This is a genomic window from Bacteroides salyersiae WAL 10018 = DSM 18765 = JCM 12988 (genome assembly GCF_000381365.1).
Classification (GTDB): Bacteria; Bacteroidota; Bacteroidia; order Bacteroidales; family Bacteroidaceae; genus Bacteroides; species Bacteroides salyersiae.
Genome location: NZ_KB905466.1, coordinates 309,399 through 324,823, shown reverse-complemented (window position 1 = coordinate 324,823; position 15,425 = coordinate 309,399). Strand labels below are relative to the sequence as shown.

Annotated in this window: 8 protein-coding genes; 4 read left to right on the top strand and 4 right to left on the bottom strand. The window is 43.3% G+C overall.

Annotation, left to right across the window (positions count from 1 at the left end; all coding sequences use genetic code 11):
* Positions 1-130 precede the first annotated feature (130 nt).
* The gene (locus HMPREF1532_RS01275) at positions 131-1,609 is read left to right on the top strand and encodes a hypothetical protein (RefSeq protein ID WP_224202874.1); all 1,479 of its coding nucleotides are present in this window, start codon (positions 131-133) and stop codon (positions 1,607-1,609) included.
* 187 nt (positions 1,610-1,796) lie between these two features.
* On the opposite strand, the gene HMPREF1532_RS01270 is transcribed toward HMPREF1532_RS01275, so the two are convergent.
* Genes HMPREF1532_RS01270 through HMPREF1532_RS01260 form a run of 3 tightly spaced genes read right to left on the bottom strand, consistent with a single transcriptional unit; the run spans position 1,797 to position 4,857 of the window.
* Positions 1,797-2,693 (bottom strand): vitamin B12 dependent-methionine synthase activation domain-containing protein, encoded by an 897-nt coding sequence (locus tag HMPREF1532_RS01270; RefSeq protein ID WP_005923752.1) that lies wholly within the window; start codon positions 2,691-2,693, stop codon positions 1,797-1,799.
* Between the two features lie 50 nt (positions 2,694-2,743).
* Positions 2,744-4,087 (bottom strand): dihydroorotase, encoded by a 1,344-nt coding sequence (locus tag HMPREF1532_RS01265; RefSeq protein WP_025819162.1) that lies wholly within the window; start codon positions 4,085-4,087, stop codon positions 2,744-2,746.
* Between the two features lie 17 nt (positions 4,088-4,104).
* Positions 4,105-4,857, bottom strand: a complete 753-nt coding sequence (locus HMPREF1532_RS01260) for a polyprenol monophosphomannose synthase (RefSeq protein WP_005923747.1) — start codon at positions 4,855-4,857, stop codon at positions 4,105-4,107.
* A 196-nt stretch (positions 4,858-5,053) separates the two neighbouring features.
* Between HMPREF1532_RS01260 and mfd the strand changes: the two genes are divergently transcribed.
* Positions 5,054-8,422 (top strand): transcription-repair coupling factor, encoded by a 3,369-nt coding sequence (gene mfd / locus HMPREF1532_RS01255; protein ID WP_025819161.1) that lies wholly within the window; start codon positions 5,054-5,056, stop codon positions 8,420-8,422.
* A gap of 155 nt (positions 8,423-8,577) precedes the next feature.
* Here the strand turns inward: mfd and HMPREF1532_RS01250 are convergent, their stop codons facing one another.
* Positions 8,578-10,791, bottom strand: coding sequence for a patatin-like phospholipase family protein (locus HMPREF1532_RS01250; protein ID WP_005923741.1), 2,214 nt, complete (start codon positions 10,789-10,791; stop codon positions 8,578-8,580).
* A 275-nt stretch (positions 10,792-11,066) separates the two neighbouring features.
* Between HMPREF1532_RS01250 and HMPREF1532_RS01245 the strand changes: the two genes are divergently transcribed.
* Together HMPREF1532_RS01245 and HMPREF1532_RS01240 are read left to right on the top strand one after the other, a co-directional pair.
* Positions 11,067-12,278 (top strand): efflux RND transporter periplasmic adaptor subunit, encoded by a 1,212-nt coding sequence (locus tag HMPREF1532_RS01245; protein WP_005923737.1) that lies wholly within the window; start codon positions 11,067-11,069, stop codon positions 12,276-12,278.
* Between the two features lie 3 nt (positions 12,279-12,281).
* The gene (locus tag HMPREF1532_RS01240; RefSeq protein ID WP_005923734.1) at positions 12,282-15,425 is read left to right on the top strand and encodes an efflux RND transporter permease subunit; all 3,144 of its coding nucleotides are present in this window, start codon (positions 12,282-12,284) and stop codon (positions 15,423-15,425) included.

Sequence of the window (15,425 nt, the reverse complement as noted above, 5' to 3'; positions counted from 1 at the left end):
AACATCTGTAAAATTAATTGTTATTATGCAAGCAAAATTAATCTTTTTAATACTCCTTTTCTGGGGAATGTGGTGTTCGTCAATTTACGCTCAGTCCTTAAGTAGCTTGAAACGTGAAAACAAACAGACGATGAAAGAACTTAAGGTGAAGTATGGGTTAAGCTCTATAAAAATAGAAATGGGAGATAATGGATTCTGGTATTATTTAGTCTCTCAGAAAAAGGGAAATCAAAAATGTTATGGAGTTATTAGCAAAAACGGGAACTTTATATTTGAATGTGAGTATGAAGATATTATTTATATCAATGGTATTTATAAAGATGGTTATGTCAATTATACATTTAATTCTATGTCAGGAGGAACTGATGAATTTAAATTATATAACCATATGATGCTGGATCATTTTATTTTAGAAAAAGCTGATACGCATGAAAAACTGATATGTACTTGTGACGGTAAAATATTGAAGAGTGGGATACAAGGACAAATCACATACTTGGGTAGTTGGCTGCTGATAAATACAAAGGAAATATACACAAGACAGTTGGATGGCGTTCTAAAATTAATAATTGTAAATAATGAGTCTAAAAACATGCGTTTTATGACTTGGAATGGCATTGAAATTTTTAATGATGAAATGTTTTTGATGATCATAGCAAACAAAGCTTCCGGAAATTTCAATAATGTATTTGCTTTTAATAATCAAAATCGTATGGGAGCAATCTATTTGGAGGATTTAAATTCAATTGTACCGATTGAATACTCGGAAATACGTACAATCTCAGGTAAAAGAGAATTTGAAGTGAAACTACATCCTGCTGATAAATTTCATGTTTACAACAAGACAATGAATGAAAAATTTATTCCTAAAAATCCTGGTGAACAATTCTACGTTGAAAGAAAATATGAAGACTGCATCAAATATTATGCTACAGAGGGTGTAGCTGATGCTGATTCAAAGTTATATTCAGCTTCTGCGTTAAAAACAATTGCTATATTAAAAGTGATACAACTTCAAAATCATGTTCAAGCCCCTTCGGCCAACCAATTGAAAGATTACAACTATAACGAGATAAAAAGCCTTCTAAATGATGCTAAGACGATACTTGAGTCAGCAATGAGCCAAGATACCTTGCGAACCAAAGTATATCAAGAAAATATAAATAATTGCGATGTGTACTTAGATTTACTGGAAACATATCATGCACAATTAAAAGAAAATAGTTTTGGGAACCAATTACTAAAATCAATACTTGCAGGTATTTCCGAAGGGTTGAAACAAGCTGCGGTAAAATCGATTAACGCTTCTTCGCTAAATATTGGCAAGAATTCTCATAGTACTGCAAATGATGATGGACGGCATAACTCATCTACTTCTAACTCTACCGGGTCAAGTAATTCTTCAAATAGTGGCGGATTGAGTGATGGTGTGCAAAATCGTATCAGACAAGTAGAAAAAAACATTGCGAATGAAACTGAATACTTGCAACATGCTCAAAAACGCTACAATAGTAATCCTACAAGTGCAGGGAAAAGAGAAATAGAGGCTCACAAACGAGCGATAGAGGGTTATAGAAAACAAATAGAGGATTTAAAGAGTGGAAGATAGTGATAAATAAAAAAAATCGATATCAGGGTATTTCAAACCGAAATAAAATGCTCTATTAGAAATGGAGACTCAAAATCAAAAGGTAGAGAAGGTTAGCAGGACAATAAGATCTTACCGGATTTGGATATTGGGCAGTCTTTATTTTTCGGGATTCCATTGAAGGATAGGAAAAGAAATTCAGAAAATCTCAATCCTGTAAATTAACCGCCAGGAATTTCCGCATTTCTTCTACACTTTTTCCTCTGCGACGGGCATAATCCTGTAGCTGATCTTCACCGATTTTTCCAATTGAGAAATATTCAGAGGCAGGATGTGCAAACATTAAACCACAGACGGAGGCATGCGGATACATAGCTCCGTTTTCTGTTAGCTTTATGCCGATTTGCTTCATGTTCAGGAGCTCGTCTAAAAGGAAGTTTACCGATTGGTCGGGTAAAGACGGATAACCTACAGCCGGACGAATACCTTGATATTTCTCTATAAGTAGTTCCGGAATAGTCAGATTTTCGTCTTTAGCATATCCCCAAGCTTCCTTACGCACATGTTCGTGCATCTTTTCCGTAGCTGCTTCCGCAAGACGGTCGGAGAGAGTCTGTACTAAAAGATGCTTGTATGGATCTTTTTCGTATAACCCTTCCATATCCGCATCGATCGTGGCGGCAAAAGCACCTACCGTATCAGTTATTCCGGAAGATAGCGGACGTACAAAATCACTGAGGCAAAGGAACGGACCTCCTTCGCGCTTCTTCATCTGCTGGCGGAGCAAAGGGAACGTAACCCCGTCTAATATGAGATTGTCCCCCTTCGAATTAGCTTTGCATAGCTTGAAAATTGTTTTTACTTCGAAGTCTTCGTCCAGCAGATTTAACATTCGATTGGCTTCCTTAAAAAGCTGCATCGCTTCTGATGCTTTCGGACGTTCTTCTTCCGGAAAAGATGTCAACCAGGATGCGCGACAAACATCGCATCCGTGTATATCGGCAATAGCAGCAAAGCGAGGTTGGAATCCCCACGCATGAAAGAAGTAGATCCAGTTGATATAGGAGCTGACTTCATGGACTTTATAATGTAAAATGGTAATCAAGCGATTAAAAATTAATGATTAGTGGTAAGTGATAAGTGATCTGCTAATCACTAATTTCTGATTCTCAGTTCCTGTCCCCTATAGTTTTCATCTATTGCACCGTCCGAGTATAACAGATGTCCATTTACAAATGTCTTTTCGACTTTCCATCGGAAAGAATGTCCTTCCAACGGGCTCCATTGGCATTTGCTGAAAATACAATCTTTGGTTACCGTCCATTCCGTATTAGGACGAACGAGTACCAGATCGGCCTGATTACCGGTACGGATAAAACCTCGATTGTGTATTTCGTAAATCTGTGCGGGCGCATGGCACATCTTTTCCACTATCTTCTCGATGGTGAATACTCCTTCGTCTACCAACCCGAGCATACTGACCAGTGAAAATTGTATCATAGGCATTCCTGATGCCGCTTTCAGTGCACCACCTTCTTTGTCTTTGAGTAAATGCGGAGCATGATCGGTGGCTATTACGTCGATCAGGCCGGAGTTGACGGCATCACGTAAGGCATTCCGTTCTTTTTTCTTGATGGCCGGGTTACATTTGATACGAGTACCCAACTCTTGGTAATCACTCGAAGTAAATAAAAGATGGGAAACACATGCCTCGGCTGTAATCCTTTTCTCTACGAGGGGAATATTCTCGAGTAACTGCAATTCTTTGGCAGTCGATATATGCAGAATATGTAGACGCGCATCGGCTATCCGCGCCAGGCGTACTGCCAGTTCTGACGACTGGTAACAGGCTTCTGTCGACCGGATATTCGGATGATATCTTAAAGGAACATCACCGTCTGCTCCGTATTTGGTTAGATATTTTTCAGTGTTTTCTTTGATAATACCTTGATCTTCACAGTGAGTGGCTATTAATAAATCCGTACTGTTGAATATGTTCAGCAGGCTTGTCATTTTATCGACCAGCATATTACCGGTGCTCGATCCCATGAATAGCTTGACACCGCATACGCGATGCTTGTCCAATTGCTCCAATAAAGGATAATTATTATTGGTAGCTCCGAAGTAGCAGGAATAATTGACGGAACATTTCTCTGCCATTAAATCGAACTTTGCATTCAGTGCATCCAGGGTGGTTGTTTGCGGACTCGTATTGGGCATATCCATAATCGAAGTTACTCCACCTGCCGCAGCTGCCCGGCTTTCGCTTGTAATATCGGCTTTTTGAGTCAATCCGGGATCGCGGAAGTGTACATGATCATCAATCACTCCGGGTAATAAATAACATCCTGTAGCATCAATTGTTTCATCACAAGGTACGACAGGCCCTTCATCGCCCACCCATATTTCTGCTATCTTTTCTCCTTCTATCACTACGGAACCGGCTACCTGCCGTCCTTCGTTTACTATGATTGCATTTTTTATAAAAGTTCTTTTCATTTTTTCGGGGGTATTAATCACGGATTGCTGCATTTCGGATATTTATGAAACCAACTGCCTATTTTCAACTTGATGACTCCGAATACGGCTTCACCGAAGATACTGCCATTCATCTTTGAAGTTCCTAACTCTCTGTTGATGAAGATAACCGGTACTTCAGTAATTTTAAATCCACATTTGTAGGCCGTAAATTTCATTCCTATCTGAAAGGCATATCCCTTGAATTGTATATTGTCCAAATCGATGGTTTCGAGAACACGGCGGCGATAGCATTTGAATCCGGCAGTCGTGTCGTGTATCGGAATTCCGGTGATGAACCGGACATATTTGGATGCGAAGTATGACATTAATACACGTCCCATAGGCCAGTTTACTACATTGACTCCACTTACGTAGCGTGAACCGATGGCTACATCGCTTCCATCTTCAGCGCAGGCTTTGTACAAACGGGGCAGATCCTGGGGATTGTGACTGAAATCGGCATCCATTTCAAAAATATATTGATAGTTGTGGGCCAGCGCCCATTTGAATCCCGCAATATATGCAGTTCCTAATCCTAATTTACCTTTACGCTCCACCATGAACAAACGGTCCGGATACTCTTCCTGCAACTTTTTGACGATAGCCGCCGTACCGTCCGGTGAACCATCTTCAATGATGAGTATATGAAACACTTTATCTAATCCGAATACCGCGCGGATAATATTTTCTATATTTTCCCGCTCGTTGTAAGTGGGGATGATAACAATGCTGTCCGATGGTGTTTGCATAAGCGTATTTGTATTTGCGACAAATGTAACGTTTTTCCGTTACTTACAAAAAATAGTATATTAAAACTAAGGATAATTTAGTACTTTTGCGGGGATTTTCACCACAGAGGATGCAGAGTCTTACATCGTTGTGTTTTTTTATAGAAACAGAACGATGCTTTATCCGTTAGATGGTGAGTTAAAAAAAACAGGAATAATGACTATCACTGAACTGCAACAACAATATGCCGTCCATCCCAATGTGACGGCCATGAACCGGCTGCTGAAAGATGTTTCCGTAAAACATATTTTTTGTGGGGGATTGTGTGCATCTTCCGCTTCGCTTTTCTTTTCTGTATTGGTGCGGAAAGAGACCTGTCCGTTTGTTTTTATCTTGAGCGATCTTGAAGAAGCGGGATATTTCTATCATGACCTTACGCAAGTATTGGGAGGGGAGCGGATACTGTTTTTTCCTTCTTCTTTCCGTCGCGCTATCAAATACGGACAGAAAGATGCGGCAAATGAGATACTTCGTACCGAGGTTCTCAGTCGTTTGCAGAAAGGGGAGAAGGGGCTGTGTGTGGTTACCTATCCCGATGCATTGGCAGAGAAAGTCGTTTCCCGGAAAGAGTTGAGCGATAAGACGCTTAAGCTCGGTGTTGGCGAACGTGTTGATTCCACTTTTGTAACCGATGTGTTGCATAGTTACGGTTTCGAGTATGTTGACTATGTTTATGAGCCGGGTCAATACGCGGTTCGCGGAAGTATTATCGATGTTTTTTCTTTCTCATCGGAGTATCCCTATCGTATTGACTTTTTTGGAGATGAAGTGGAGAGCATCCGTACGTTTGAAGTGGATTCGCAACTTTCCCGTGAAAAGAAAGACAGTATTGTCATAGTGCCCGATCTGGCGGTGACAGGGATGGCATCGACCTCTTTTCTTGATTTCATTCCGAGGGATACGGTACTTGCCATGCGTGATTTCCTGTGGTTGCGTGAACGTATACAGAGCGTGCATGATGAGACGTTGACTCCACAGGCGATTGCCGTACAGGAGGCCGAAGAAAACGGGGGCATTACACTTGAAGGGAAACTGATTGACGGGAGTGAATTTACAGTTCATGCGCTTGATTTCCGGCGTCTGGAGTTTGGTAATAAACCTACCGGTACAGCCGATGCCACGGTGTCTTTTGATGTTACGGCACAACCTATTTTCCATAAGAACTTTGATTTGGCGGCCGCTTCTTTTCAAGAGTATCAGGAAAAAGGATATTCATTGTATATCTGTAGTGACAGTACAAAACAGACCGATCGTATCCGTGCCATCTTTGAGGATAGGGGGGATAAAATTTCTTTTATAGCCGTGGAACGTACTCTTCACGAAGGTTTTGCAGATAATGAATTGCGGCTTTGCGTTTTTACGGATCATCAGTTGTTCGATCGTTTTCATAAATACAATCTGAAAAGCGACAAGGCCCGTTCGGGTAAAGTGGCTCTTTCATTAAAGGAACTCAATCAGTTTACTCCCGGTGATTATGTGGTGCATACCGATCACGGAGTAGGGCGTTTTTCCGGATTGGTACGTATCCCTAATGGCGATACCACACAGGAGGTCATGAAATTGGTTTACCAGAATGACGATGTGGTTTTTGTTTCGATCCATTCGTTGCACAAGGTATCGAAGTATAAAGGAAAGGAGGGAGAACCGCCCCGTTTGAATAAATTGGGAACCGGTGCTTGGGAGAAGTTGAAGGAACGCACCAAGACCAAGATAAAAGACATTGCCCGTGATCTGATAAAACTCTACTCACAACGTCGTGAAGAAAAAGGATTTGCATATAGTCCGGATAGCTTTTTACAACGGGAACTGGAGGCGTCTTTCATCTATGAGGACACCCCTGACCAAAGTAAAGCGACGGCTGAAGTAAAAGCAGACATGGAACGTGACCGCCCCATGGACCGTCTGGTTTGTGGAGATGTAGGTTTCGGAAAAACGGAAGTGGCTATTCGTGCCGCATTTAAGGCGGTGGCCGACAATAAGCAGGTGGCCGTACTGGTGCCTACAACCGTATTGGCGTATCAGCATTTTCAGACCTTCCGTGAACGCTTGAAAGGGCTTCCCTGCCGGGTGGAATATCTGAGTCGTGCCCGTACGGCGGCACAAGCCAAAGCAGTACTCAAAGGCCTTAGCGACGGAGAGGTCGGTATTCTTATCGGTACACACCGCATCTTGGGAAAGGATGTACATTTCAAAGATCTCGGTTTGCTGATTATCGATGAAGAACAAAAGTTCGGAGTATCCGTGAAAGAGAAGTTGCGCCAACTGAAAGTAAATGTAGATACACTGACCATGACTGCTACTCCTATTCCGCGTACGCTTCAGTTTTCATTAATGGGTGCACGAGATCTGAGTGTGATTTCCACACCACCGCCCAATCGTTATCCGATACAAACCGAGCTACATACTTTCAATGAAGAGATTATTGCCGATGCCATTAATTTTGAGATGAGTCGCAACGGACAGGTGTTTTTCGTCAACAACCGTATTGCAAACTTGCCGGAACTGAAAGCAATGATTCTTCGCCATATTCCCGATTGCCGTATTGCCATCGGGCACGGACAAATGGAACCGTCGGAATTGGAACAGATTATCCTCGGATTTGTAAATTATGATTATGATGTATTGCTTGCTACCACTATTATAGAAAGCGGTATCGACATTCCCAATGCAAATACGATTATTATCAATCAGGCACAGAATTTCGGCTTAAGCGATCTTCACCAGATGCGCGGGCGGGTAGGGCGTAGCAATAAGAAAGCATTTTGCTATCTGCTTGCTCCTCCGTTGTCGTCACTTACCCCGGAGGGGAAACGGCGTTTGCAGGCTATTGAGAATTTTTCTGATTTGGGTAGCGGTATTCATATTGCCATGCAGGATCTCGATATTCGCGGTGCAGGAAATATGTTGGGAGCCGAGCAAAGCGGATTCATAGCCGACTTAGGGTATGAAACTTATCAGAAAATCCTTTCCGAAGCTGTGCACGAATTGAAAACGGATGAGTTTGCCGAACTGTATGCCGACGAGATAAAAGGAGAAGGTGCAGTGAGCGGCGAACAGTTTGTGGAGGAGTGCCAGGTAGAGAGCGATCTGGAGTTGCTGCTGCCTGCCACTTATGTTACCGGTAGCAGTGAACGCATGCTTTTGTATCGCGAATTGGACGGATTGACATTGGATAGGGATGTAGATGCTTTTCGTTCGCGGCTTGAAGACCGTTTCGGGCCTGTACCCCCTGAGACGGAAGAACTGTTGCGGATCGTGCCGCTTCGTCGGCTTGCTGCCCGGTTGGGTGCTGAGAAGGTTTTTCTTAAGGCCGGCCGGATGACCTTGTTTTTCGTTTCCAACCCGGAGAGCCCGTTCTATCAAAGTCAGGCATTTGGCAAAGTGATCGATTATATGATGAAATACACCCGCCGTTGTGATTTGCGTGAGCAAAACGGAAGGCGCTCGATGCTGATAAAAGACATTCCGAATGTGGAAACGGCGGTCAGTGTATTGCAGGAAATAGTGGCTTTGCCCGTTGGATAAGGAATTATCAGTCGTATTCTCATGTATGATCAGTCGTATTTTCATCCTCACCCCGTCCGGGAGGCATTCTGGACGGGGTGTGCCCATTGAGGCTCGCTATTCTGGAACGTTAGTAATGATAGCTTACATCTTGTAGGTGTGACTTCCTCCTCCCGTTAGAAATAGAATCCTAAATTTACGTAGAATCCTACTTTTTTGCATTGGTTGGAGTATCCTAATGAAGCTTCCAAGGGGCCGAACATGCTATCGATTCCGTATCCTAAACTGAAACCATAGATGCATTTGTCTTCCAGAATATCAAAGAAATTATTGTTGTTCAGCGCTACGTTTCCGGTGAGGCTTATGTAATGTTTGCTCCATAAGCGTTGACGAAGTTTCAATGCACCTACCACGACGGAGTTTTTCATGATTTCGATGTTGTCTATTCCTGCAAATGGCATTTGTTGGGAGATGAAACGTCCGAAATAGTCACCTCCTAATGCATTGGTGTACGGGTAGGGAATATCTCTACCGATGAGTACCCTGCCGTATACAGAGGGGAGCAGTGCGATTCGGTTGGTAAGTTGAAAGGCTTCCGACCATGAAATACTGAGTGCGGAGAATGGGGCATGTCCTTTATATTTTGCTAAGTTGTCGGTATAGAGCACATAGCCGGCTTTAAAATCGGCTCCTTTATTCGGGAAATATCCTTTGTTGAACGTATTGTAATGTACTTGTGCAAAATAGCTGAAAAAATGTTCCGGTTGAATTTTCAGATTATATTCCGAACTGTTGTACAGGAAATCTTTATACTTAAAGTATTCGAAGCGTGCTCCGATAGCAAAGCGCAGATTTTTGTACCAGACATCGGAGAAACTGAATTCGCCCGAATGATATTTATAAGTGGTATTGTATGCCCGGTCACCATGATTGTAGATATTGATATCATTGTATTCGAAGAGATAACCGAGATTAAAGTTTCTCATCTGCATTGGTTCCAGAGTATAGTCTACACGGGCGGCATATCGTTTTCCTAAACGTCCGGTGACGGATATCTTAGAGGGAATACGGGTTTTCAGGTTTGATGTGGCATTCAGTAACACAGAGGCTGTTTCCTCGGAGTCGAAGCGAATTCCTAAATTTATATTTCTTTCATATTTCTCTTCCAATAGAAAGTCGAGTTTGTAGCCTTCCGGCATATTGGTCAGTTTATAACTGACGTTGGAATAGGCTTGGCTTCCTCTCAGTACCGAAAGGGCTTTTTCCAGTTGCGCCACACTGATCTCACTATCCTCTTTCAACTTGCATTTCCGTATCATCCACTTTTTGTCGGCATCTTCAATGCCGGAGAAATTAATCTCTTTTACAAAAAACTTCCGGGAAGAAGAGAGAGAAGTGTACGGCCCGTGAGCTTCCGGTTTATAATCTTCCGGGATGCCGATTTTCTTCTTCAGTTTTAACAAGTCGTCCCATTTCTCAAGTGCGGCTTCTTCTCCACGGTTCGTCAGTGTATCGAGTGCGTTCGGGGTGAAGCTGGCTGAAGAGTATCCTTTTACATTTACTTTAATGTGGACGTCTGATGCGGCAACGTTTCTTGCGTAATTTTCCTGTGTGGTCAGATCTATGATTTGTAGCAGAATATCAGGTGCCGTATTCAATTCTTCTTCCGTTCGCAATTTATTTTGAACATCTACCCCGATGATGATTTCCGCTCCCATGGCTTTGGCCACATTTACCGGATAATTATTCTTCATACCTCCGTCTACCAATACCATGCCGTCAATTCGTACCGGAGTGAATACACCGGGAATAGCCATGCTGGCGCGCATGGCAGTGGAAAGCACGCCGTCATGAAATACGATTTCTTTTCCACTTACTACGTTTTCCGAAACACAGGCAAAAGGAATCGGTAATTTATTGAAATCGATTGAATCGTGATATCCTAAGGTCAGGTCAGAGAATAGATTGGCAAGATTCTGTCCTTTGATAACTCCTCCCGAAGCTTGTTCCTTGAAACGTTTTCCGGTGAGAGGGAGCGATAGCACGAAGGTTTCTGATTTTTCTCTTTCGGACATCGTTTGCTGGCTTCGTTTGATACGGTCGCTGAGCAGGAAAGTCCAGTCCTGCTTTTTCACCATGCTGTCCAGTTGCTGGGGGGTATAGCCGATAGCGTATAATCCTCCGATAATAGATCCCATACTGGTGCCTACGATATAATCGATGGGAATACCGGCTTCTTCGATAACTTTGAGTGCTCCGATATGTGCAACTCCTTTTGCACCGCCACCACTGAGAACCACGCCTACCTTTTTGCGCTGCTGTGCGGAAGAGGGCAAGGTAAAAAAAAGACAAGTCAGGAGAACCAATGTCAGAGATAAATGTTTTTTCATTAAGGATATTTGTTATATCTATTATTATAAAGTACAAATGTATGCGATAATTTGTTTAGTAGTAGAAGATATTTATCTCGTTTTTTGGTCCGAAAGTCGGATTTGTAGATAAATTCCACAATTAGAAAAGAAAATCTACAATTCTGTGAATATACTGTTTGGGATATAATGAACTGATTTATAATGAAAAATACAATATTAATTACTTTGGTATACAATTTGTATGCTACAAAACTAAGAACAAACATAAGTTAAATTAAATAATTCATCCGATTATGAGATTATTTTTCTCAAAAAAAGAATTGAAGTTAAAGCGAAAGAGAACCATTGCTGCTGTTGTTTGCATCATTCTGCTGTTAGGCATTTATTGGGTACTGACCCGGCCGCGTAAGGCTGAACCGGAAATTCCTACGGTCATGGTAGAAGCGGCTGCAAAAGACGATGTAGAAATTTATGGTGAGTATGTAGGCCGTATCCGTGCCCAACAGTTTGTAGAGGTACGTGCCCGGGTAGAAGGGTATCTGGAACAGATGCTTTTTGCCGAAGGTACTTACGTAAATAAGAATCAGGTACTTTTTGTCATTAACCAGGAGCAATATCGGGCTAAAGCAGATAAAGCCCGGGCTCAGTTGAAGAAAGACGAGGCACAAGCATTGAAAGCACAACGTGATTTTGAACGTATCAAACCTCTGTATGCACAGAATGCCGCCAGTCAATTGGATCTTGATAATGCCGAAGCGGCTTACGAAAGCGCTGTCGCTACGGTTGCCATGAGTGAAGCCGATCTGGCACAGGCAGAGTTGGAATTGGGGTATACGCTGGTCCGTTCTCCACTCTCGGGGCATATCAGCGAAAGAAATGTCGATTTGGGAACTTTAGTCGGTCCCGGTGGGAAATCTTTGCTGGCTACGATTGTCAAGAGTGATACGGTATTGGTGGATTTCAATATGACGGCTTTGGATTATCTGAAAAGTAAAGAACGTAACATCAATATCGGCCAACAGGATTCCAGCCGTTCCTGGCAGCCGAACATTTCGATTACATTGGCCGACAATACGGTCTATCCTTATAAAGGTTATGTGGATTTTGCCGAACCGCAGGTAGACCCCCAAACGGGTACATTCTCTGTTCGTGCTGAAATGCCCAATCCGAAGCAGGTATTATTACCCGGACAGTTTACCAAAGTGAAACTGCTGCTCGATGTTCGTGAGGGAGCCGTTGTGGTGCCGTTGAAAGCAGTAACGATTGAAAAAGGAGGAGCTTACATTTATGTGATGCGCAGAGATTCTACTGTCGAAAGGCGTTTCATTGAATTGGGACCCGAATTTGGCAATAAAGTAGTTGTAGAACGGGGACTTGTACAGGGAGAGATGATTGTTGTTGAAGGATTCCACAAATTGAATCCGGGTATGAAAGTCCGGGTGGTAGAAGCCGGTGCGATGGATTCCGGTACGGTTGACAGTGTGGATAATGCTAAAAAGGATTAAGTAATGAAAGTAAGTTTTTTTATAGATAGGCCGGTTTTTTCTGCGGTATTGTCTATTGTTATTGTTATCATCGGAATTATCGGTCTGACCATGCTTCCGGTGGACCAATATCCGCAGATTACGCCTCCCGTTGTTAAGATCAGTGCTTCTTATCCCGGAGCCAGTGCACTGACGGTTTCGCAGGCTGTGGCGACTCCTATCGAACAGGAGATAAACGGTACTCCGGGTATGCTTTATATGGAATCCAACAGTTCCAATTCCGGAGGATTTTCTGCAACAGTTACTTTTGACGTGTCTGCCGATGCGGATTTAGCGGCTGTTGAGATTCAAAATCGGGTGAAACTTGCCGAATCCCGTCTTCCCGCCGAAGTAATTCAGAATGGTATATCAGTGGAGAAGCAGGCACCCAGTCAGTTGATGACGCTTTGTCTGACTTCTTCCGATCCGAAATTCGATGAAATCTATCTGAGTAACTTTGCTACTATCAATGTGCTCGATGTGCTTCGCCGTATTCCCGGTGTGGGGCGTGTGTCGAATATAGGTAGCCGGTATTATGCCATGCAGATATGGGCGCAGCCCGATAAACTGGCAAATTTCGGTCTTACCGTACAGGATTTGCAGAACGCATTGAAAGACCAGAACCGTGAGTCGGCTGCCGGTGTACTCGGTCAACAACCTGTAAAGGGGTTGGATATCACCATCCCTATTACTACGCAAGGTCGTCTTTCCACTGTCAGTCAGTTTGAAGATATCGTAGTACGTGCCAATTCGAACGGTTCCATTATCCGTCTGAGGGATGTGGCGCGTGTATCGCTCGAGGCTTCTTCCTATAATACGGAAAGTGGTATCAATGGAGAGAATGCCGCAGTACTCGGTATTTATATGTTGCCCGGTGCCAATGCCATTGAAGTGGCCGACAATGTAAAGGAGGCCATGGAAGAGATCAGTAGGAACTTTCCGGAAGGATTGAATTACGAAATACCGTTTGATATGACTACCTATATTTCCGAGTCTATCCATGAGGTATATAAAACACTGTTTGAGGCACTTGTCCTGGTCGTGTTGGTTGTTTTTCTCTCTTTACAGAGTTGGCGTGCCACATTGATACCGATTGTGGCTGTACCTATTTCATTGATCGGTACCTTCGGTTTTATGTTGATATTCGGCTTTTCACTGAATATCCTTACTCTGTTAGGGTTGATCCTTGCCATCGGTATTGTGGTGGATGATGCGATTGTGGTGGTAGAGAGTGTGGAGCATATCATGGAAACCGAAAAGTTGAGTGCTTACGAAGCCACTAAGAAAGCAATGGAGGGGCTGACCAGTGCATTGATTGCCACTTCGCTGGTGCTTTGCGCAGTATTCGTTCCTGTTAGCTTCTTAAGTGGAATTACCGGACAACTTTACCGGCAGTTTACCATAACGATTGCCGTGTCGGTATTAATCTCTACTGTGGTTGCACTTACGCTCAGCCCTGTCATGTGTTCTCTGATTCTGAAACCGGATAACGGAAAGAAGAAGAATATCGTGTTCCGTAAAATTAATCATTGGCTGAACGTCGGTAATAATAAATACGTGAGTATCATTACCCGGGTTATTCGTAATCCGCGACGCGTGTTGAGTGCCTTCGGCGTAGTATTGATCGGTATTTTGTTGTTGCACCGCATTATTCCCACCAGTTTCCTTCCGGTAGAAGATCAGGGATATTTCAAAATAGAGCTCGAATTGCCCGAAGGGGCTACTTTGGAGCGTACACGCCAAGTGACGGAGCGTGCCATCTCTTTTCTTGGTAAGAATCCATACATCGCTTATGTGCAGAATGTAACCGGAAGCAGTCCTCGTGTCGGGAGTAATCAGGCGCGTAGTGAGTTGACCGTTATTCTGAAACCGTGGGAAGAACGTAAGGAAACCAGCATAAACAAAATCATGTCGGAAGTGCAGAAACACTTGGAGGAGTATCCCGAATGCAAGGTCTATCTTTCCACTCCACCGGTTATTCCCGGCTTGGGAAGTTCCGGAGGTTTTGAAATGCAGCTTGAGGCTCGCGGCGAAGCCACATTCGATAATTTGGTGCAGGCTGCCGATACGTTGATGTACTATGCTTCCAAGCATAAAGAACTGGCCGGGCTCTCTTCTTCCTTACAGGCGGAAATCCCTCAGTTATATTTCGATGTGGACCGTGATAAAGTGAAAATGTTAGGTGTGCCTTTGGCTGATGTCTTTTCTACGATGAAAGCCTATACCGGTTCTGTTTATGTGAATGATTTTAACATGTTTAACCGTATATATAAGGTGTATATTCAGGCAGAAGCTCCCTATCGTGAACATAAGGACAATATCAATCTGTTTTTTGTGAAAGCTTCCAATGGAGTGATGGTTCCTTTGACCTCTTTGGGTAATGCTTCGTACACCACAGGTCCCGGTAGCATTAAACGTTTTAATATGTTTACAACGGCCGTTATCCGTGGTGAGGCTGCCCACGGATACAGTTCGGGACAAGCCATGGAGATTATGGAACAGATAGCCCGTGATCATTTGCCGGATAATATCGGTCTGGAATGGAGCGGTCTTTCCTATCAGGAGAAACAAGCCGGAGGGCAGACCGGTCTCGTGTTGGCATTGGTTTTTCTTTTTGTCTTCCTCTTTTTGGCAGCACAATACGAGAGCTGGACTTTGCCGGTTGCCGTATTGCTCTCTTTGCCGATTGCTGCATTAGGTGCTTATTTAGGGGTATGGATCTGTGGGTTGGAGAATGATGTTTATTTCCAGATCGGCCTTGTGATGCTGGTAGGTTTGGCTGCAAAGAATGCTATTCTTATTGTAGAATTTGCCAAAGTACAGGTCGACAACGGAGAAGATATTGTTACGGCCGCTATCAATGCCGCCCGTCTGCGCTTCCGCCCCATTCTGATGACATCTCTTGCCTTTGTGCTCGGTATGCTTCCGATGGTATTGGCAAGCGGTCCCGGTTCTGCCAGTCGCCAGGCCATCGGTACGGGAGTATTCTTCGGAATGATATTTGCAATTGTCCTGGGCATTATTTTGGTACCGTTCTTCTTTGTAATGGTATATAAAACGACTACTAAGATACGCCACAGAAGCGGTGGGGTGAAAATTCCGTTTGCTTCCAAACTAAAACGTAAATGA

Coding starts and splice junctions, on each gene's coding strand:
- HMPREF1532_RS01260 (WP_005923747.1), bottom strand. CDS start 4,857: ATGCAAACACCATCGGACAGCATTGTTATCATCCCCACTTACAACGAG.
- HMPREF1532_RS01275 (WP_224202874.1), top strand. CDS start 131: ATGAAAGAACTTAAGGTGAAGTATGGGTTAAGCTCTATAAAAATAGAA.
- HMPREF1532_RS01250 (WP_005923741.1), bottom strand. CDS start 10,791: ATGAAAAAACATTTATCTCTGACATTGGTTCTCCTGACTTGTCTTTTT.
- HMPREF1532_RS01240 (WP_005923734.1), top strand. CDS start 12,282: ATGAAAGTAAGTTTTTTTATAGATAGGCCGGTTTTTTCTGCGGTATTG.
- HMPREF1532_RS01265 (WP_025819162.1), bottom strand. CDS start 4,087: ATGAAAAGAACTTTTATAAAAAATGCAATCATAGTAAACGAAGGACGG.
- mfd (WP_025819161.1), top strand. CDS start 5,054: ATGACTATCACTGAACTGCAACAACAATATGCCGTCCATCCCAATGTG.
- HMPREF1532_RS01245 (WP_005923737.1), top strand. CDS start 11,067: ATGAGATTATTTTTCTCAAAAAAAGAATTGAAGTTAAAGCGAAAGAGA.